Origin of the sequence: Hymenobacter volaticus, from assembly GCF_022921055.1 — a bacterium.
GTDB classification, from domain to species: Bacteria; Bacteroidota; Bacteroidia; order Cytophagales; family Hymenobacteraceae; genus Hymenobacter; species Hymenobacter volaticus.
In genome coordinates this window covers 1,123,644-1,142,260 of the sequence record NZ_CP095061.1, presented here as the reverse complement: position 1 = coordinate 1,142,260, position 18,617 = coordinate 1,123,644, and the positions used below count along the sequence as shown (strand labels likewise).

The 18,617-nt window shown below is 52.8% G+C and carries 19 protein-coding genes and 2 pseudogenes; 7 read left to right on the top strand and 14 right to left on the bottom strand.

Features of this window, described 5'->3' with window-relative positions:
• Positions 1-207 precede the first annotated feature (207 nt).
• On the top strand, positions 208-1,347 hold the full coding sequence (gene bshA / locus MUN86_RS05010) for an N-acetyl-alpha-D-glucosaminyl L-malate synthase BshA (RefSeq protein ID WP_245122496.1): 1,140 nt from the start codon (positions 208-210) through the stop codon (positions 1,345-1,347).
• Positions 1,348-1,429: 82 nt separating this feature from the next.
• Here bshA and MUN86_RS05005 read toward each other — a convergent pair whose 3' ends face one another.
• Positions 1,430-1,960, bottom strand: a complete 531-nt coding sequence (locus tag MUN86_RS05005) for a 5' nucleotidase, NT5C type (RefSeq protein ID WP_245122494.1) — start codon at positions 1,958-1,960, stop codon at positions 1,430-1,432.
• Positions 1,961-2,048: 88 nt separating this feature from the next.
• Entirely contained in the window at positions 2,049-2,585 is a 537-nt protein-coding gene (locus MUN86_RS05000; protein WP_245122492.1) for a DUF7935 family protein, read from the bottom strand.
• 290 nt (positions 2,586-2,875) lie between these two features.
• Between MUN86_RS05000 and MUN86_RS04995 the strand changes: the two genes are divergently transcribed.
• Entirely contained in the window at positions 2,876-3,226 is a 351-nt protein-coding gene (locus tag MUN86_RS04995) for a HesB/IscA family protein (RefSeq protein ID WP_245122490.1), read from the top strand.
• Positions 3,227-3,340: 114 nt separating this feature from the next.
• Here MUN86_RS04995 and MUN86_RS04990 read toward each other — a convergent pair whose 3' ends face one another.
• Complete coding sequence (locus MUN86_RS04990; RefSeq protein ID WP_245122488.1) at positions 3,341-3,688, bottom strand: PH domain-containing protein; 348 nt, start codon at positions 3,686-3,688, stop codon at positions 3,341-3,343.
• A gap of 104 nt (positions 3,689-3,792) precedes the next feature.
• Here MUN86_RS04990 and MUN86_RS04985 point away from each other — a divergent pair.
• A pseudogene (locus MUN86_RS04985) lies at positions 3,793-5,987 on the top strand (penicillin acylase family protein).
• Between the two features lie 39 nt (positions 5,988-6,026).
• Here the strand turns inward: MUN86_RS04985 and MUN86_RS04980 are convergent.
• The 9 genes from MUN86_RS04980 to MUN86_RS04945 form a co-directional block, all read right to left on the bottom strand.
• Positions 6,027-6,983 carry an MBL fold metallo-hydrolase gene (locus tag MUN86_RS04980; protein WP_245122485.1) on the bottom strand — a complete coding sequence of 319 codons (957 nt, stop codon included), beginning with the start codon at positions 6,981-6,983 and terminating at the stop codon, positions 6,027-6,029.
• Positions 6,984-7,004: 21 nt separating this feature from the next.
• Entirely contained in the window at positions 7,005-7,457 is a 453-nt protein-coding gene (locus MUN86_RS04975) for a GNAT family N-acetyltransferase (protein WP_245122482.1), read from the bottom strand.
• Positions 7,458-7,518: 61 nt separating this feature from the next.
• Positions 7,519-8,157 carry a hypothetical protein gene (locus MUN86_RS04970; RefSeq protein ID WP_245122479.1) on the bottom strand — a complete coding sequence of 213 codons (639 nt, stop codon included), beginning with the start codon at positions 8,155-8,157 and terminating at the stop codon, positions 7,519-7,521.
• Positions 8,158-8,301: 144 nt separating this feature from the next.
• Positions 8,302-9,309: a ChaN family lipoprotein gene (locus MUN86_RS04965; protein ID WP_245122476.1), complete on the bottom strand. Its 1,008-nt coding sequence runs from the start codon at positions 9,307-9,309 to the stop codon at positions 8,302-8,304.
• A gap of 14 nt (positions 9,310-9,323) precedes the next feature.
• On the bottom strand, positions 9,324-9,686 hold the full coding sequence (locus MUN86_RS31620) for an ABC transporter permease (protein ID WP_311181785.1): 363 nt from the start codon (positions 9,684-9,686) through the stop codon (positions 9,324-9,326).
• The gene (locus tag MUN86_RS04960; protein WP_311181784.1) at positions 9,602-10,690 is read right to left on the bottom strand and encodes an ABC transporter permease; all 1,089 of its coding nucleotides are present in this window, start codon (positions 10,688-10,690) and stop codon (positions 9,602-9,604) included. Before MUN86_RS04960 ends, MUN86_RS31620 begins: the two co-directional genes overlap by 85 nt.
• A 45-nt stretch (positions 10,691-10,735) precedes the next feature.
• Entirely contained in the window at positions 10,736-11,677 is a 942-nt protein-coding gene (locus MUN86_RS04955; RefSeq protein ID WP_245122473.1) for an ABC transporter ATP-binding protein, read from the bottom strand.
• A gap of 87 nt (positions 11,678-11,764) precedes the next feature.
• Entirely contained in the window at positions 11,765-12,388 is a 624-nt protein-coding gene (locus tag MUN86_RS04950) for a hypothetical protein (protein ID WP_245122471.1), read from the bottom strand.
• Complete coding sequence (locus tag MUN86_RS04945; protein ID WP_245122468.1) at positions 12,388-12,900, bottom strand: RNA polymerase sigma factor; 513 nt, start codon at positions 12,898-12,900, stop codon at positions 12,388-12,390. The genes MUN86_RS04950 and MUN86_RS04945 overlap by 1 nt, the downstream gene beginning before the upstream one ends.
• Before the next feature lie 419 nt (positions 12,901-13,319).
• Between MUN86_RS04945 and MUN86_RS04940 the strand changes: the two genes are divergently transcribed.
• Positions 13,320-13,478, top strand: a complete 159-nt coding sequence (locus MUN86_RS04940; protein ID WP_245122466.1) for a hypothetical protein — start codon at positions 13,320-13,322, stop codon at positions 13,476-13,478.
• 98 nt (positions 13,479-13,576) lie between these two features.
• Here MUN86_RS04940 and dnaJ read toward each other — a convergent pair.
• Both dnaJ and MUN86_RS04930 read right to left on the bottom strand, forming a co-directional pair.
• Positions 13,577-14,724: pseudogene (dnaJ, locus tag MUN86_RS04935) on the bottom strand (molecular chaperone DnaJ).
• A 103-nt stretch (positions 14,725-14,827) separates the two neighbouring features.
• A complete protein-coding gene (locus MUN86_RS04930) occupies positions 14,828-15,397 on the bottom strand; it encodes a nucleotide exchange factor GrpE (protein WP_245122463.1) in 570 nt (189 codons plus the stop codon).
• Between the two features lie 495 nt (positions 15,398-15,892).
• Here MUN86_RS04930 and rfbF point away from each other — a divergent pair, with 495 nt between their 5' ends.
• The 3 genes from rfbF (at position 15,893) to rfbC (ending at position 18,540) form a co-directional block, all read left to right on the top strand.
• Positions 15,893-16,687 carry a glucose-1-phosphate cytidylyltransferase gene (gene rfbF, locus MUN86_RS04925; RefSeq protein WP_245122461.1) on the top strand — a complete coding sequence of 265 codons (795 nt, stop codon included), beginning with the start codon at positions 15,893-15,895 and terminating at the stop codon, positions 16,685-16,687.
• A 146-nt stretch (positions 16,688-16,833) separates the two neighbouring features.
• Positions 16,834-17,940 (top strand): NAD-dependent epimerase/dehydratase family protein, encoded by a 1,107-nt coding sequence (locus MUN86_RS04920; protein WP_245122458.1) that lies wholly within the window; start codon positions 16,834-16,836, stop codon positions 17,938-17,940.
• A 42-nt stretch (positions 17,941-17,982) separates the two neighbouring features.
• On the top strand, positions 17,983-18,540 hold the full coding sequence (gene rfbC / locus MUN86_RS04915) for a dTDP-4-dehydrorhamnose 3,5-epimerase (RefSeq protein WP_245122456.1): 558 nt from the start codon (positions 17,983-17,985) through the stop codon (positions 18,538-18,540).
• Positions 18,541-18,617 lie beyond the last annotated feature (77 nt).

Here is an 18,617-nt window from a genome sequence, read left to right as displayed (position 1 = left end):
AACGCTGCATTTATCCTGACCTGCAAATGGCGGTGAGGCATCCAACCGGATGGCTTGCCGCCTTTTTTGTTTTTTGTTGTCTTTCCTAACGTGGACTGCCATTCCGACGCAGAAGCAATCTGGGTAAGATTGTTGAACAGCTTACCTCAGCTTCCTCCGGCCTCAGCATGATAGCCCACGCTGCAAAAGACAAATTCACTCTCTCTCATGAACATAGGTATCGTTTGTTACCCCACCTTCGGCGGCTCCGGCGTCGTGGCAACTGAACTCGGCAAGGCGTTGGCTCTGAAAGGTCACCGCGTGCATTTTATCACCTATAGCCAACCCGTACGCCTCGACTTCTTCAACGAGAACCTGTTCTACCACGAAGTATACATTCCGCCGTATCCACTGTTCCAGTTCCCGCCCTACGAGTTGGCACTGGCGAGCAAAATGGTGGACATTGTCCAGAACGAAAAGCTGGATGTACTGCATGTACATTATGCCATTCCACACGCCTCGGCGGCCTATATGGCCAAGCAAATTCTTATCACGAAAGGCATTCGGGTTCCCGTCATCACCACCCTGCACGGCACCGACATCACGCTCGTTGGCAAAGATGCCAGCTACGAGCCTGTTGTCACGTTCAGCATCAACCAGTCGGATGGCGTAACGGCAGTTTCGGCGGACTTGCGCAAGGAGACGTACGCTTACTTTGCCATCGAGAAAGACATCGTAGTGATACCGAATTTCATCAACCTCGACCGGTTCAAGAAGCAAGACAAATCGCACTTTAAGGCAGCTATTGCGCCCGAAGGCGAAAAGCTACTTATCCATACGTCCAACTTCCGCTCGGTGAAGCGCGTGGAAGACGTGGTACAAATCTTTGATGGGGTACGCAAGCAAGTGCCTTCTAAGCTCCTGCTTGTGGGGGATGGACCAGACCGCCCCCGTATTGAGAAGTTGTGCCGCGACTTAGGTCTAACCAGCAATGATGTGCGTTTCTTGGGCAAACTAGAAGCCGTAGAGGAAGTGCTAAGCGTATCGGACTTATTTTTGATGCCTTCCGAGAAGGAAAGCTTCGGCCTTGCCGCGTTGGAGGCAATGTCCTGCGAAGTGCCCGTCATCAGCACCAACGCCGGCGGTATTCCGGAGCTAAATGAGCACGGCATAACCGGCATGGTCAGCAACGTGGGCGACATTGCCGATATGGTGAAAAACGCCTTGTACGTGCTAAAGGACGAGAATCTACCGCGTTTCAAAGCCGCCGCCCGCGCCCACGCCGAAACCTTCGCAACCGATAAAATAGTGCCTCATTATGAAGCCTGCTACCAACGTGCGATAGACGCGCAGTTGGCAGAGGTGTAAGTGACTATTCAGCGAAGTTAAAAAGCCCGGCCTCTTCTCAAATGAGAAGGGGCCGGGCTTTTTATTGTTGCCTCAGCAAGGCTTATAGAAACATTTTCCCTATTTCCTGCCAGCTGTGTACGCGCCGGTAGCGGGTTTCGTGGGCGTTGTGTGGGGCATCAAACAAGAGACCTTCGCCGCGGAAGCCGTCGAAGTTGAAGGCATTATCGTCGATGAGGTAGTCGGCGTTGATGATGCTCTTGTCGCCGCAGAACACGATGTTGCGCCAGGGAATGAAGTCGAAGTGCTGTTTGAGCCAGTTGTACTTGTCTACAAAGGAGTTGGGAAACTCCATGGCGGCAGTGGCAATAAACAACTCGTGGCGTTGAGCCATTTCGCGTAATACGCGCTGGCTATCGGCAATGATGGGCAGATCCTTGAAAAAGCCGGGCCGGTTAGGATATTCACGTAAGGCGGGCTTATGCTCGGGGGCTATGATGTCGCGCATCTTTCTGCCGTGCAGCTGCTCCCGGGTTATGGAGATTTCAAAATCCGTTCCATACCATTCCTGAAACCGGGAGATGGAATCGGCAATTACCTCGTCCATGTCCACGGCAATGCGTGATTTTACCATAAGTTGAGTTTAAATAACGAAGCCAAGCCCGAATGCAGAGCGGCGATACGCTTGTGATAAATGGTTGAAGCGCACAAATAAAGCGCCACTAAAACAGACCTGCTGCTTCGCGCTTTACGGCATTAAGGGCGCGTTCCGTCGGATCAACTTCCTCGTTTATTAGCGTTTCAAGGACACGCTTAGCCAATTCAGTGCCGCGGGCTTGCTGAGGCTGCGCTAGTCCTTGATACGACTTGTTGATGACAGTGAGGATGTGCTCTTTAGCGCCTTTGACTTCGGCCCACGTGTCGGGGCTCATGTAGAGTTGTTGGGACAGGTTGTGCTCGTATTCGGCCCGAATTTCTTGAAGCAAGAGACGATAATAATCGGGGGCGGTTTGGCCAGCACTCCCCAACCGAATCAGGATATTGTTGGGGGTGATGCGCTCTAGTAGCAGCGTTACGCGCTCTAGTGCCTGCAACCGCAGGGGCAACGTCGTTTTGGTTGCTTCGAGCCGCAGTTCAATTACCCGCCGTTGCTGCTCTTTCTCCAGGTATTGCTGGATCAGATAAAAAATGGAGCCGGCCACAATCAGCGCCGGCAAAATAATTTTCAGTAAGTCGAAGAGGTAAGCAGTGGTATCCATTAGAAATTGGTACAAGCCAGAAGGTAGCGCAAACGACGGCAGGTAGAAGTTACGTCGGGGCGCAACGTATTGTTGGACATCGAAAACAGGTATTTCACGCCAAAGTAGCGCATCAACACGTTCCCACAAGTTTTCGGCCGCGCAAAGATACATCGTGAACCGCAGGCATGGCTACGCTGTTATAGGCACAGAAGACCCTACTCGGGTAGTAGTATTTCGGGAACCTTGTCCGCGCAATACTACTCTACTTCGTATCTTTGCTGACATACTTCCCTAAACACGAACACACTATGGCTACCGCCGTTGCTAAGCTTGCTCCTATCAACCTCACGCCCCGCGCTTTGGAAGAGGTTCGTATTATTCTGCGCGATAAGAATGTGCCTGCTGAATACGGCCTGCGCGTAGGCGTTCAGGGCGGTGGCTGCTCGGGCATGAGTTATCTGCTCGGCTTCGATAAAGCAAAAGACCAAGACGAAACTTTCGACCTCGATGGCGTGCTGCTCATCATGGATAAAAAGCACGCCATGTACGTAATGGGCATGGAAGTCGACTTCCAAGATGGCCTCAACGCTCGTGGTTTCGTTTTCAATAATCCCCAAGCCAAAAGCACTTGTGGCTGCGGCTCGTCTTTCTCGGCCTAAAGCATTGCTTTTTGCAGTTCATTCACCTAAGACTGCTTATTCTATACTCAACAAAAGCCCTGGCCTAACGGCCAGGGCTTTTGTTTTTATATTCGGTAGGCATGGGCTATGCTTCTACTCTCTTTCTAATAAAGCAATTACCGCCGCGGGGTCTTCCACTTCGACAATAAGCTGGTTGTATTCGTCATGCACCAAGTCGATAATAACCGCATTTTCGGAGTTGTGCACGTCCCAGAAGATGCGCTTATCGTCTTGGTAGAAAGTACCTGCGGTTATCAAACCCGGTACGTGCGTGCCCGGCGCTCTAAAGCCTTTCCACCAGCCTTTTAGTGCTTCCGCATCTTGCCGGGCGCCCCGTATGTGCGCCAAAGGAATCTGAATTTGGCTTTTGAACGCCCATAGCTTGTGCAAACCTTTCACATTGAACACGGCGCTGTCACCTTCCTTGCTTACTTCGACCATACTTTTTTGGTATTGAGGGTATAAAAAATATTGCTGGTAAGTTAGCGTTTCGCTGCTTGCATGACCTAACTGAGCTTATTTCGTTTTTTCTACCTGTTTGCCTGATGCGCTACCTCTTTGCTCTCGGTATCTTTTTGTCTGCCTTCGAGGCACAGGCCCAAGCTTTCAAACCTGCTGAAATAGCCCGCTGGCAGCAGCAAGCCAAGCAAGTAACCATTGTGCGCGACAAGTGGGGCGTGCCGCACATCTACGGCAAGACCGATGCCGATGCGGTGTTTGGCCTGTTGTACGCGCAGTGCGAAGACGATTTTGCGCGCGTTGAAGACAACTACATCACGTCTATTGGTCGGCTCGCCGAAGTACAAGGCGAAGCCGCCATTTACGACGACTTGCGCGCCCGCCTGTTCATGGATAGCACGCAGGCCATTGCCATCTACCAGAAAAGCCCCACCTGGATGAAGCAATTGTTGAATGCTTTTGCCGATGGCACCAACTACTACCTCCACACCCACCCCACGGTGCAGCCCAAGTTGCTACGCCGCTTCCAGCCGTGGATGCCCCTCATGTTCAGCGAAGGCAGCATTGGCGGCAACATCAGTGTGGTATCGGTGGACCGATTAAAGGCGTTCTATAGCCAGAAGAAGTCTTCGTCGTGGATTCAGAACGACTTCGAGAAGCTAGATCGGGAGCCAGTCGGCTCGAACGGCTTTGCGGTGGCGCCGGCCAAGAGCGCCAGTGGACACGCCTTACTACTCATCAACCCGCACACGTCTTTCTATTTTCGGCCTGAAGTGCAAGTAACCAGCGAAGCCGGCCTGAATGCCTACGGCGCCGTGACCTGGGGCAGTTTTTCGTGTACCAAGGCTTCAACTCCAACTGCGGCTGGATGCACACCTCCAGCAGCGCCGACTCCATGGACGAGTATCTGGAGACGATTGAGAAAAAAGATGGCAAGTTCCACTACCGCTACGGCTCCAAGCAGCGGCCTGTACAAGTAGCCACCGTATCGATACCCTACAAGAAGGACGGCAAGATTGCGCGCAAGGAGTTTACCACTTACCGCACCCACCACGGCCCCGTGGTAGGCCAGCAAGCCGACAACAAATGGGTGACGGTGCGCATGATGGATACGCCACTAGAGGCGCTGGAGCAATCCTATTTGCGCACCAAAGCCACCGATTATGCCAGCTTCAAGGAAGTGATGAAGCTAAACGGTAACGCTTCCAACAACACAGTATTTGCCGACAGCAAAGGCACCATTGCCTACTGGCACGGCAACTTCATGCCCAAGCGCGACCCGCAGTTTGATTGGAGCCAGCCTGTGGACGGCAGCAACCCCAAAACGGAGTGGAAAGGCCTGCACAAAGTGGAAGACCTGGTGCAGGTAATGAACCCGGCCAGCGGCTGGATTCAGAACTGCAACTCTACGCCGTTTACAGTATCCGGCCCGAGTAGTCCCGCCAAGGCCAGCTACCCAACCTACATGGCCCCCGATGCTGAAAACTACCGGGGCATCAATGCCGTACGCGTGCTGAGCCGCAAGCGCACCTTCACGCTTGATACGCTGATTTCGGCGGCCAAAGACCCATATCTGGCGGCTTTCGAGGAGTTGATTCCAGCCTTAGCGAAAGATTTTCAATTTGTATCCGACGGCACGAACCCACCGGAAGGGGAAGTGGTAGAAGCTATGAAGCTACTGCGCGCCTGGGACAAGCGTTATAACAAGGCCTCGATAGCGCAAACGCTAGCCATCTATTGGGGCGAGAAAATTCAGCGCTTGGCCCGCACCCGAGTTGCCCCCGACCAACGCCTCGACTACATCAGCTTCACGGCTTTCACCATCGCCAAAACCACGCCGCAGGAAAAAGTAGCCGCCCTCCAGGAGACGCTCGACGACCTCACCCGTGACTTTGGCACTTGGAAAATGCCTTGGGGCGAAGTCAACCGCTTCCAGCGCCTCACCGGCAACATCCAGGAAACCTACGACGACCAAAAGCCGAGCTTGCCGGTAGCCTTCACTTCCTCGGCGTGGGGTTCGTTGGCAGCTTTTGGCTCGAAGACGTATCCGGGAACTAAGAAGCGCTACGGCAACGTGGGCAATAGCTTTATTGCGGTAGTGGAATTTGGACCGCGCATTAAAGCCCGTTCGGTACTAGCCGGCGGTAACAACAACCAGCCATCCTCTCCTCACTTCACCGATCAGGCCGCGCTGTATGCGGAAGAAAACTTCAAAGACGTGCTGTTCTACCCGGAAGACGTGAAGAAGTACGCGGAGAAGACATATTTGCCGGGGCAATAGGTAGCACAGCTTTAGACGGCGGTTATCACATCACTCGTCTCAAAAATCCAGCCGCTGCCCCTGCTCGGGGAATAGCAACTTCACTTGTAGTTTGTTAGCTTCCTTCAATTGCTTCCTGATAGCCGCTTCATTAGCGGCCGTTGGTTTCAGATGCGTGACGACAACGGGAAGGCCACGCAAGGCTTTTGCTCCTGCTAGCTGCCCAAGAACGCTCAACTCTTGCATGAGGCGCATGGGCGTTAGGTGACCGAATAGCTGGTTATCGGGCTGCTCGTTTGGATAGGATGCCTCGATGAAAATGGCCTTGAGTTTGCCAGCAACCACCAACGGTTGAACTGCTTGCCACAGGTCCCGCAAGTTGTGCGACTTTTCTAGCTCATCGGCTCCCGTGTCACCTAGATACAGCAGATACGCTCCCTTGCTTTCAAGTAGGAAGGCGGCGCTTTGATAGGCTGCTCCGTGGCTCAACGGGAAGCACTGCACGCTCAGGGAAGTGTGCTCAATAGCGGTTGTCTGCCGCGGTGCTAGTTCATGTAGTTGATACTTACGCAACGCCGGCGGATTGCCGCCATTCCCGAAATTAGGCCACGCATGCCAGTTGAAATAGTCTCGTTGCATGACCGTCAGGCACTCGGATAAGCCGTAAATGGGCTTCGGCGCATCGTCGGGGGCGTTGAGCAGTAAGCCGGCTACATGGTCGAGGTGGGCGTGCGAAAGTAGGTAGGCTTTGATATAGTTGCGCAGCACAGTATCTGCTTTCACAGAAAACACCTTGTTGGCAATAGCTTTTTCTATGCCTTGGTGTAAGCTTCCCGCATCGAGGGCAACATAGGATGTAGTGCCGACCGGCGCTACCAGATACGCCGAAAGGTTGCCTTCATCGAGGCCGCCTTTCACCCCGAGTGGAACCACGGTAAAAGAGGTGGATTGCTGCGCAAACGCTTGGGGCAACAACGTATTTAGTAGCAATAGGAAGCTCCAACAGAAAACACGCATAGCTGTTGCGGCAAGGGAAAATTATCTAAGATCAGTTGGTCGGCTCTGCCACTCCTCTTTCGTCATTTCGAACCGTACCTCACCACTAGCCGTGTGACCCGTTTCTCGCCAGCCCTGGCGCCGGTAAAACTCCTCAGCTCTGGTACCGGGGCCCGTGCTGAGCCATACGGCCTCCGATGTCTGCGCGAAGTACCAGTCTAGCATCAGGCGGTGCAGACGCTTTCCTATCCCGTGGCCAACATATTCGGGGCGTAAGAACAAGGCCCATATGCTATGGTCCTGCAAATCGGCAATGGCAAAGCCTATTATCTGCCCATCTGTCTCGCACACCCACCCTTTGCCCCGGCGGGTGAGGTAGTCTTCGGTATCTGCTACGGTAACCAACGCGCGGTTATGCAGCACGTTTTCGGTCACAGAATACCGCACATCGAACAGGGCTGGAATATCGGCGAGTTCTGCTTCGCGGTAGTGCATGCGTTAAAGATGAGCCGGAAAGCTTGCCTTGCAGTGTTACTGTGCTGAGCCGTTGTTCAGGTTAGCTGAAATCGTAAGGGTAGCCGATTTCTTGCAAATCGGTTTCTAGTTGCAGCCAATCGGCTACGTTATCCACCAAGGCTAGTACCATGGCTTTCGTTAGGGGTTCGCCTTGGTAGATTTGCGAAACGGTTTTTAGGTCAAGGGTTTGCTCGGTTTCATCGAAGTACTCGGTAGCCCACTCGATGTAGGTTTGCGGCTGGTTGTCGAAGATGTAGAGCATATCTTCGGAACCATCCTCTTCGTTTTCGAGAGGCCCCGTCTGCCAGCCGTAGCGCGGCGTGTACCAGAGACAGAACGTGGTACCAATGGAATTTACTGGCTCGCCGAATACGAATTCATCGAATATTTCGGGCAGGCCACGGGTAACGCGGGCTTTGTCAGGCTGCTCTAGGCCGTCGGCATAGCCGTTTATCACGCAGCCTTCTTCTTTGAATAGCACGACCATTTGGTCGCCTTCGCCGTCGTTCATTTCAAAGAACTCTTCCCCCTTGTCCCAGTTGGCATCATAGGTATGATAACGGTATTCCGTCTCCGGCGAGTTGATGGCATCGAGCACGGCCAACGCTTTGCAAAGGCGCTGCAGGGTCTTGTTGTCGGGAAGTGCCGCGTAGTTCTGCGTGGAGAGTATGGGCTGCATAGGCTGTAGAGCTTGTGCTGACATTGGTTTTTAGCAAAAGTGCTAGTGCTTACTGATTCTGGCGCGACTAGCAGTAGTCTACACAAAGGTGCACCTTGCTGCCCAACTCGCAATCAGGAAAGTTTCTGGCTACTGCTACCGCACTCAATAGGTTTTGGTCATGTCGGTGGGTATCACCAACACAAAATCGGCTTTCTGCTCGTTTTCCTTGTCTAGCTTGCTTAGCTGTTCCTGCGAAACCGTACTGATGGTAAGCACCTTCAGCTTCGGGTTGGTTTGACGCAAATAAGCAATGATGCCGTCGTGGTTGTCGGAGTGGTAGCTGCCGTTGAGGTGTAGCAGCAACTGGCCTTCGGCGCGGGCTTGGGTTAGGAAGTGCGCCATGGTGGCGTCTTTCAGAGCTTGTGCCTGAATAATGTTCTGCACGCCAGCCGCGTGGGCAGCGTCGCCGCCAAACATCTTCGCCATATTCTTGTAGCCCGGCAGTTCATAATCAACCGTGATAGGCAAGGGCGCCATCCAGGCTTTTTCCTCGGCGGGTAGCTCATTCAGGGTTACGAGGCTGCCTTTAGCTACTTGGGAAGCATAGCGCCGGGGCACGTTGGTACCAACTACTCGAAACTTTTGCTGCTTAGCCAGTTGCAACAGGGGCTTATAGTCGGTGCCGTAGTTGGGCCAGGGGCGGCTTTGCTCCTCGAATGCCTTATCGTCAAGCTCTCCAGTGGTATACTGATCGACCAGCGGCTGCACGTCGCGTTCCAGCATTTCCATGCCGAGCACAAATTGCCCTTGCTTGAGTTGAGCTAGATCTTTGGTGAGTTGCAGTTCCAGCCAGTGTCCCATGGGGTCGTTGTGCTGCTCACCGAAGAACACCACATCGGCTTTCGCCAGCTCTTTGAGCATCTTGTCGTAGTCAGTGGCTTTACCAGTGGCCGTGAAAAGGCGGTAGGCGGGCTTGTCGATGGCGGTGAAACTGGAAAGGCAAATAATGGCCAGCCAAACGGCAAGGGGCCGCAAAAACTGTTGGGCTCGGGGTTGTGCGTACATATACGAAGATACCCACCGACTGCGGGAAATGTTATGGAACAGGTAGTAGGTTTGAAACGAGAAAAGCCCTGGCACCACCGGCACCAAGGCTTTTCTGTGTAACAAAAGTCTAGTCTGTACTAGCCTTTGTAGAACATCCAGCGCGACAATTCGCGGTAGTTTACCTTCTTACCGTACATCAGCACGCCCACCCGGTAGATGCGGCTAGCCACCCACGTAGTGAACATAAACCCGCCCACCAGCAACGCCGCCGACAATAGTAGTTGCCAGAGCGGCACCCCGAAAGGCAAGCGCATGACCATGGCAATGGGCGAAGTGAACGGAATCATGGATAGCCAGAAGGCCAGTGGGCCATTCGGGTCACCGTTGATAATTACGTTGATACTAACAATGTAGCTCAAGATAAGCGGAATCGTAACGGGGAACATGAATTGTTGCGCATCGGTCTGGTCGTCGACGGCGGCGCCAATGGCCGCAAACATCGATGAGTAGAGCAAGTAGCCACCCAAGAAGAAGAACAGGAAGCCCCGACGATAGAGGCCACGGGCAGGCCATCGAGGAAGCTCCAGGGGCTGCTGGCTTCCGCCGTGGCCGGGGTTACGACGGGCGTAGCATCAGTAGTAGCCGCAGCCTTATCACGCGCTGCGGCTGCTTCCTGAATACCTGCCGCTGCCGCTGCAGGTGGCGACTTTTTAATCGAGTCTGTTAGCAAAGGCGCCGCCAGCGTCGTCAACCCCCACGACAGCACGATCCATAAGGCAAACTGCGTGAATACCACCGCCGCAATACCCAGAATCTTGCCCATCATTAGTTGAAATGGCTTCACCGAGGATAGCATCACCTCCATGATCCGGCTAGACTTCTCTTCGCTCACGCCGCGCATCACCTGCACGCCGTAAATAAAGATGAACATGTACACCAGAATCGAGAGAATGTAGGCGGCCCCGGTAGTAGCGCCCACGTTGTTTTTGCGGCCTCCCTGCTGCGTCAGGTCCACAGCATCCAGGTCCACATTCGCCTGCAGATTGTCGATAGTGGTTTGGTTGAGACCTGAGCGGCTCATCTTCAGCTCACCTACCGCTTTGTTTACCGCCTTCCGAATTGTGCTTTGGCGCTTCAAACTCACGTTGCCATCGGCAAGCAGCTGAATGCCTTTGGTATCGTCCATCGTGAAGCTCGGCGGAAAATAGAGCAGCGCATTTTGCTTGGGCTTCGCTTTCTTGAATGCCTGCGTGGCCTCAGCCAAAGAACTTCCCGTGGCAGGCACAAACCGCACGTCGTCGGTGCCGGCAAGTTGCTGCAATAAACGCTGCCCACTTTGGTCGAACACGGCTACCACGTCGGTATCCGAAGAACCCGACAGCTTAGCAATGCCTACGGTAGTGCCCGCCAGCAGCAGCGGCGCCAGCAACGACATAATCAAAAAACTCTTTTTCCGCACTCGCGTCAGGTATTCGCGCTGCAGAATCAACCATATTTTATCCATGAGTACTAGCGTGTAATCGTTGAAGTCAGCTTGAACAAGGAAGTACTAAGCCGGGACGTTTTCCACTAGGCTTTCGGGCATAGTTTCCTGCACCCGGCGAATGAAGATGTCGTTAATACTCGGGATTTGCTCCCGGAAAGCGTGCACTTCCACGTTGTTGATGAGGTAGCGCAGCAGGTCGTTGGGCGTGGTGTTGGCGTGCAGTTTTATTCGGTCGTAGAAGTGGCCGTTTTCGCGCTCTTTGTGTTCCAACACTTCAAAGTCGGGGTGCGTTACCATGAGTCGGCCACGGCCCTCTACCACGTAGGTCTGGGTTTTGAAGGTATTCTTGATGTCCCGAACCGAGCCATCGAGCACCTTACGCGAGCGGTTTATCAGGGCAATGTTGTCGCAGAGTTCTTCCACCGATTCCATGCGGTGGGTACTGAAGATGATGGTGGCACCTCGCTCGCGCAGCTCCAAGATTTCGTCTTTGATGAGGTTGGCGTTGATGGGGTCGAAGCCCGAAAATGGCTCATCGAGAATGATGATGCTCGGCTCGTGCAACACGGTAGCAATGAACTGCACTTTCTGCTGCATGCCTTTGCTGAGGTCTTCCACGTTCTTGCTCACCCACGGACGCAGTTCCAACCGGTCAATCCAGTTTTTGATGCGCTGGGTGGCATCGGCTTTTGTAAGGCCCCGGAGCTGCGCTAGATACAGCAATTGCTCCCCTACCCTCATCTTTTTGTATAGACCCCGCTCTTCCGGCAGGTACCCAATCTGGCCGATATGCTGGGGAGTGAGCTTTTCGCCTCGAACTCGGATTTCGCCGGAATCAGCGCCCGTAATCTGGGTGATGATGCGAATCAGCGACGTTTTGCCGGCCCCGTTTGGGCCAAGTAACCCGAAGATGCTTCGCTCCGGAATGTCGAGGCTGACGCCATTAAGGGCGACGTGCGCGGCATACGCCTTGTGCACATCAATAGCTTGTAGAATAGGTTGCACAGCTGGAAAAGGAAGAATGAGAGGTGAACGTTAAATGTAGCGGTTTTCCTATGCTTACAGGACCAGAAATCAGTTGAATGATCAGGTTCATTCCTCTAGCTCCTGCAGCATACTTTCTAGCCGGTCGAGGTGCTGGCCGTAGAGGCGCTGCAAGTACCAGTGGGTAAACCACCGCATGGCCATGTGCGTCAGCGCCCATACTGCTCCATAAGCGACCACCAAAATCGTTAGGCCAAGCAGCATTTTCTGGCCCGAAAACTTTTCCGTGATGCGCCCACCAACGAAAAACAGCCCGATAATAAAGGAAACAGGCAACGACCACATGGTTGCTTGATAATAAAGCTTCACCAATCCGCGCAGGCTACTTATCTGCCGCGCTACATGCTCGCGTAGGGCCCCACTGGCATCACTCAAGCAGTGCAGCACATGCAGCTTTTTGCGGAAATAAAAGCCGCTACTCAAGCACATAATTATCAGCCAAACAAGCAGTGCGCGGGTATAGGGCTGCTGCGTAACCAGCAGTACTGCCCCACAAATCAGCAGGCACAGTACTACAAAAGCTATTTCCAGCCACGCGTTGCGGCGCATTTTACTCACAGGGTTTTTGGAGCCGTTAGCCAGCATTTTAGTTAAGACCGCAGTATCGAGGCCAACCGGCGCTTCGGCTGCAGTGGGCAGCTTCCAGCTACGACGAAAATCATCAAGTTCCATTAGGCGGGTTGGGTAAGCAATTGGCGAAGTTTTTCTTGCACGCGGTGCATTTTCACGCGCACATTATTCTGCGTGATGCCGAGTATTTCGGCCATCTCTTCGTAGGTGCGCTCCTCCAGATAGAGCAACACAAACGCCTTGTCTACTTCCGATAGCCGGTTGATAGCCCGGTACAGGGCCGCCATTTCTTCGGGTTCATAACCGATGGGCTCGGCAGCTTGTGCTAAATGCAGCGCCTCGCCCTCCAGGCTGGCAGGCTGTGGCCTACGGGTGCGCTGCCGCAGATTGCTAATGGCTACGTTTAGCGCAATACGGTATAGCCATGTGCTGAGCTTAGCGCCTTCTTGCGGCACATATTTCGGCCAAGCCCGCCAGAGTTGCAGCACCACCTCCTGAAACAAATCTTGCCGATCATCGGCATCTGCGCAGTACAACCGGCACACCCGCCGCAATAGCGGCTGATACTCGTTGATAACGGCAACAAAATCAGTAGAGGGCGCAGCGGGGCTCATGCGGGCAGCAGTTTCATAGCGTATATCGGCGGCCCAACGCTAGCATTACATAGGAGATGCAAAATTTTTTATCGGTGCCTTAAAGCTTTATTTCAGATGCTATCAAAGCTCTTAGTGCGCTCAACAAAAGCACACGCTACTTCACTAAATAACTACAGCAAATCCTCGCCTTCCCAAAGCTGAGCATAAATAAAACACTTGCTTCCTGTAATGCTACCAATGTAGCATCGATATAGATAGTGAATTTATCTTCCATCTATCTCACCGCTTTTCCTATGGCAACCCTCTTCAACTTGTCATCCGCTCATGCTAGAAATCTGCCGCTACTTAATCTACTAGCTTTCAGTGTTGGCGCCTTGCTAAATTGCTTCAACAGTCACTTCTACCAAGCATGTATTGGTGCCTCCTTAGGGCTTTGCTTGAGTTTAGTATTTGCCGCCAAGCAGTACAGCAAACCTCTGCTTACTTGGGTGGCCGGTGCCGCATCACTTATGGCGCTGTTGCTCATGGGCCTAAAAATGCACTCCCACTACGTAACCACTCAGGCGTATCGCGCGCAGCAGGCTCAGATTCGATAACATAGTAATGTTCGACTGCGCTATAAATAAAAACGCCCACTCTCCATTAAAGGAAAGCGGGCGTTTCTGTTAAGCAGCAACTGTTAGCTCAGGCGCACCTATTGGAAGTACTCCTTCACTTTTTCGAAGAAGCCTTTCTCGTTCTTACCGGGATTTGGAGTGAAGTTTTGAGCGTTACGCAGTTTTTCTAGCAACTCCCGCTCTTCGCCCGTCACGTTCTTCGGCGTCCAGACACTAAGGTGGATCAGTTGGTCGCCGCGGCCATAGCCGTTGAGGTCCTTGATGCCTTTACCGCGCAAGCGCAAGATTTTGCCAGGCTGCGTGCCCGGGTCCACCTTGATTTTCACCTTGCCTTCGATGGTTGGCACCTCGATGCTAGCGCCAAGGGCGGCATCCACGAACGAGATATACTGCTCGAACATGATGTTGTTGCCGTCGCGCTTGAGCTGCTCGTGGGGCTCCTCCTCGATTTGGATGAGCAAGTCGCCGGGCACGCCACCCCGCTCGGGGTAGTTGCCTTTGCCGTTCATGCTCAATTGCATGCCCTCAGCCACGCCAGCCGGAATGTTGATCGGAATAACCTCTTCGTGCAGTTGCCGACCTTCACCCTGGCAAACGTCGCACTTGCTGGTTACCACTTTGCCTTCGCCGTCGCAGGTAGGACAAGTAGAGGCGCTTACCATTTGGCCGAGCATAGTGTTCACTACCCGTTTCACCTGGCCTTGGCCTTGGCAAGTGCCGCAGGTTTTGAGGTCAGTACCGTTTTTGGCGCCGGTACCAGAGCAAGTATTGCACGCTACGTAGCGCTTCACCTTGATCTTCTTCTCAACGCCATTGGCTACCTCTTCCAGGTCTAGCTTCAGCTTGATGCGCAGGTTGGAACCCTTGCGCACGCGCCGGCCTCCTTGCCCACGGCCACCACCGCCAAAGAAGCCCTCGAAGCCTCCCTGTCCACCACCGCCAAATATATCGCCGAAGTGACTGAAGATATCTTCCATGCTTGGGCCACCGCCGTTGCCGCCCATGCCCTGGTGACCATACTGGTCGTAGCGGGCACGCTTGTTCTGATCGGACAGCACCTCGTAAGCTTCAGCAGCTTCTTTGAACTTGTCTTCTGCCGATGGGTCGTCGGGGTTTTTATCGGGGTGATATTTGATGGCTACTTTGCGGTAGGCCTTCTTGATTTCATCCCCGACGCATTTTTTGCTACGCCCAGTACCTCGTAATAATCTCGCTTCGTTGCCATGTTGTGTAGTAGGTAGTAGGTATTGGATACCAGGTATTGTGCTTGCAGTCGTAGCGGTTGCGCTTTGGCTGCCGCCTAGTACCCGATACTGATTACCAGGTAATTACTGGCCCAATACCACTTTTGCGTGGCGGATCACTTTATCGCCAAGGTAATAACCACGTTCTACCTCATCCACGATTTTGCCTTTTAACTCTTCCGTTGGAGCCGGAATCTGAGTAATGGCTTCGTGCAAATCTGGATCAAACGCGCTACCCTTTGCCTCCATAGGAGCGAGTCCTTTCTGGTTCAGGGTTTTTTGGAGCTTATTATATATAATGTCGATGCTCTCGCGCACAGCGCTAGCATCGTCTGTGTCTTTGGTGAAATTGCGTGCCCGATCGAAATCGTCAAGAGCCGGCAACAAAGCTACCATTAGCTCCTGGTTGGCCGTTTTGAACAAGTCAGCCCGCTCTTTTGTCGTGCGACGCTTGTAGTTCTCGAACTCAGCCGCCAAACGCAAGTACTTATCTTTAAGCTCGTTTAGCTCAGCGTCAGGTTTGGCGCCATCTACTTTCGCAGTGCCCTCTCCTTCATTTAAAACCGATGTCTCATTATCGGTCATTTCGCCAGCCACTTGCTCTGGATCTACGGCCAGGTTGTCGTCCTGGGGCACATTGATATCGTCAGCCATTTTATTGAATATTCGTCGAAACGGGTTTTTCACTTTGTTTTAAGCCAGATGGCAAAAGTTTCGGGCAAGGAGTTTGCCAAAGCCATTTGTGCTGCCATTGTGACACAAACAAATGCTTAACTGAAATCAGCCTATTCTATTTTTTCCGTAAGTACATCAACACCCTCGCAGCAGGTTCCTTTATACCCCCCAAATTGGCTATTTGTACAACAATAAATTTAAATCATCATAGAAATATTATAACACATTGACATTGTTGTATCTACCTTTCGCTATACATTTACGTTATAAAACTTAAGCAAGATTCTATGAAATTACCATGAGGTCCTATGGAAAATTTAATGGAAAATGTTTGAAAGTTTATAAGATCTTGGTTAAATTTCAGCGTCCTAAGGAATACACTTCGCTATCGCAGCCTACGACTTAGCTATATTCTGCCATAATCAGCACATTCCACACCTCTTTCACACTTAACTTTTTATTTAACTACTACGAATGAAAGCAGTAATTTTTGCGGGTGGCTACGGCACTCGAATCAGTGAAGAAAGTGCCGTCCGACCCAAACCTATGGTTGAGATTGGAGGCCGGCCTATCCTGTGGCATATCATGAAAATTTATGCCCACCACGGTATCACCGACTTCGTCATTTGCTGTGGGTTCAAAGGCCACCTTATAAAGCAGTATTTCGCCGACTATTTCCTGCACAACGCCGACGTTACCTTCCGCATGGACCGCAACGAGATGCATGTGCACCGGGCCCATGCCGAGCCTTGGACAGTTACTTTAATTGATACCGGCCAAGAAACCATGACTGGTGGCCGTTTGCGCCGCGTGCGTGAGTACATTGGTGATAGCACATTTTGCCTCACGTATGGCGATGGTGTAGGCGACGTTGATATTACGGCCTCTATCAAACACCATCAAGAGGAAGGCGCTTTGGCCACGCTCACAGCCGTACGTCAGCCTGGCCGTTTCGGCGTATTCAACTTAAGTGATTCCTCTTCGTCAGTGCATGATTTCACTGAGAAACCCACGGGTGGTGAAACGCCATGGATCAACGGTGGCTTCTTCGTATTAGAGCCGAGCGTTTTAGATTACATTGAAGACGACGATACGGTGTGGGAGAAAGGCCCCCTCGAGCAATTAGCAGCAGAAGGTCGCCTAAGTGCTTTCCGTCACTCCGGCTTCTGGCAGCCAATGGATACGCTGCGTGACCGGAACATGCTTGAAGGTTTGTGGCAGGCAGGCAATGCCCCTGGAAAGTATGGAACGATGTGCGGACTCCTTTAGCTCCAGCAGCTCAACCCGCTAGCATCACAGTACCGAATCCGAGCAACCTTGTAACTAACTAATTCAGAATAACCCACCGTCCCTCTCTCCTACTTACCTGCTGCCACACTAGCAGACTATTTATTCCGTTTTTAGCTTACTTTTTCATGAATCGCATTCTTATCACTGGTAACATGGGCTACGTAGGCCCTGGCGTCGTAGCGCGCTTACGTCAAGAGTTTCCTCAAGCCGAGCTTATCGGCTACGACATGGGCTATTTCGCGCACTGCCTCACGGGAGCAGGTCGCCTTCCAGAAACTCGTCTCGACCGCCAAATTTTCGGCGACGTACGCCAGTTGCCTGATTCTTTGCTCCAAGGGCTAGATGCTATTGTGCATCTGTCGGCTATCAGCAACGACCCTATGGGCCAAACCTACGAGGACGTAACACTGGAAGTAAACCATGCAGCCGGTATCCAGTTGGCGCAGCGCGCCAAGGCTGCCGGTGTGCGTTCTTTTGTCTTTGCTAGCTCGTGCAGCATCTATGGAGCGGGAGGCGAAGGTGCCAAAACCGAAGATTCAACCCTGAATCCGCTTACCGCTTATGCCCGCTCTAAAGTGAAGAGCGAGCAAGACTTGCAGCCGCTGGCCGACGAGTCGTTCTGCGTTACGTGCTTGCGCTTCGCCACTGCTTGTGGTTGGAGCGACCGGTTGCGCCTCGATCTGGTAGTTAATGATTTTGTGGCCGGTGCAGTTTCTTCTGGCACTATCTCTATTCTGAGCGATGGTTCGCCTTGGCGGCCACTGATTCACGTTCAGGACATGGCGCGGGCCATCGAGTGGGCCCTAAAGCGCCCAACTACTACGGGTGGTGCCTTCCTGGCTATCAACGTAGGCGCCGACGAGTGGAACTATCAAGTGCGCGAGTTGGCCGAGGCCGTTGCAGAAGTTATTCCTGGCACTAAAGTAACCCTGAATTCTGCTGCACCACCTGACAAGCGTTCTTACCGGGTTGACTTCAGCTTGTACCGTCAGCTGGCACCAGACCACCAGCCGGTTCGCACTCTGTCGGACACACTCGCCGAGCTACGCGACGGCTTATTAAGCATCAATTTCAAGGATGCCGACTTCCGCTCTTCCGAGCTGATGCGTTTGCGCGTTATTAGCCGCCTGCAAGCAACTGGACAGCTGACCGATGCTCTCACCTGGGCTCCTCAGCCAGCACAGGCACAAAGTGCCCCAACAGAAGCCACGCTTCATTCAGCTGCTGTATAAGCAGCCTGCTCTGCCCTACTTTTGTTTTAACTCCTATTCAACATGCTATTTACCCCAACTAAGTTAGCTGGCGCCTTCATTATTGATGTAGAGCGCCGGACGGATGAGCGCGGCTTTTTCGCTCGTTCTTGGTGCGAAGATGAATTTGCTGCCCATGGCATTCATATGCCTCCGCTCCAAGCCAATGTATCGTCGAATCCACTGCGTGGTACGCTGCGTGGCATGCACTATCAACTGCCACCGCACGAAGAAACTAAACTGGTACGCTGCACTCGTGGCGCTATCTACGACGTGATTGTAGACCTGCGGGAAGAGTCGCCTACGTATGGTGAGTGGATTGGTGTCGAGTTGACCGCCGACTCATTCCGGATGCTGTTCGTACCCGGCCGGTTTGCCCACGGTTTCATCACCCTCGCCGACAACACCGACGTTACCTATCAAGTATCGGCTAAGTATGCTCCTGGTGCCGAGCGTGGCTTGCGTTGGAACGACCCAACTATTGGTATCCAATGGCCAATCGAGCCGGTCCTAATTTCAGAAAAGGACAGCAACCATCCTGACTATATGCTCACTCCACGGCAAGTTGCTGCCGCGAATTAAGAGGTATTACCAGCAATTCTGATTAGTAGAGCAGTTAGGCTAAAGCACAACTGCTCTACATCATGAATCCTGCTTGC

What these genes read in the sequence shown, in the direction of transcription:
- bshA (WP_245122496.1), top strand. Translation starts at nt 208, where the DNA reads ATGAACATAGGTATCGTTTGTTACCCCACCTTCGGCGGCTCCGGCGTC.
- MUN86_RS05005 (WP_245122494.1), bottom strand. Translation starts at nt 1,960, where the DNA reads ATGGTAAAATCACGCATTGCCGTGGACATGGACGAGGTAATTGCCGAT.
- MUN86_RS05000 (WP_245122492.1), bottom strand. Translation starts at nt 2,585, where the DNA reads ATGGATACCACTGCTTACCTCTTCGACTTACTGAAAATTATTTTGCCG.
- MUN86_RS04995 (WP_245122490.1), top strand. Translation starts at nt 2,876, where the DNA reads ATGGCTACCGCCGTTGCTAAGCTTGCTCCTATCAACCTCACGCCCCGC.
- MUN86_RS04990 (WP_245122488.1), bottom strand. Translation starts at nt 3,688, where the DNA reads ATGGTCGAAGTAAGCAAGGAAGGTGACAGCGCCGTGTTCAATGTGAAA.
- MUN86_RS04980 (WP_245122485.1), bottom strand. Translation starts at nt 6,983, where the DNA reads ATGCGTGTTTTCTGTTGGAGCTTCCTATTGCTACTAAATACGTTGTTG.
- MUN86_RS04975 (WP_245122482.1), bottom strand. Translation starts at nt 7,457, where the DNA reads ATGCACTACCGCGAAGCAGAACTCGCCGATATTCCAGCCCTGTTCGAT.
- MUN86_RS04970 (WP_245122479.1), bottom strand. Translation starts at nt 8,157, where the DNA reads ATGCAGCCCATACTCTCCACGCAGAACTACGCGGCACTTCCCGACAAC.
- MUN86_RS31620 (WP_311181785.1), bottom strand. Translation starts at nt 9,686, where the DNA reads ATGTTTGCGGCCATTGGCGCCGCCGTCGACGACCAGACCGATGCGCAA.
- MUN86_RS04960 (WP_311181784.1), bottom strand. Translation starts at nt 10,690, where the DNA reads ATGGATAAAATATGGTTGATTCTGCAGCGCGAATACCTGACGCGAGTG.
- MUN86_RS04950 (WP_245122471.1), bottom strand. Translation starts at nt 12,388, where the DNA reads ATGGAACTTGATGATTTTCGTCGTAGCTGGAAGCTGCCCACTGCAGCC.
- MUN86_RS04945 (WP_245122468.1), bottom strand. Translation starts at nt 12,900, where the DNA reads ATGAGCCCCGCTGCGCCCTCTACTGATTTTGTTGCCGTTATCAACGAG.
- MUN86_RS04930 (WP_245122463.1), bottom strand. Translation starts at nt 15,397, where the DNA reads ATGGCTGACGATATCAATGTGCCCCAGGACGACAACCTGGCCGTAGAT.
- rfbF (WP_245122461.1), top strand. Translation starts at nt 15,893, where the DNA reads ATGAAAGCAGTAATTTTTGCGGGTGGCTACGGCACTCGAATCAGTGAA.
- MUN86_RS04920 (WP_245122458.1), top strand. Translation starts at nt 16,834, where the DNA reads ATGAATCGCATTCTTATCACTGGTAACATGGGCTACGTAGGCCCTGGC.
- rfbC (WP_245122456.1), top strand. Translation starts at nt 17,983, where the DNA reads ATGCTATTTACCCCAACTAAGTTAGCTGGCGCCTTCATTATTGATGTA.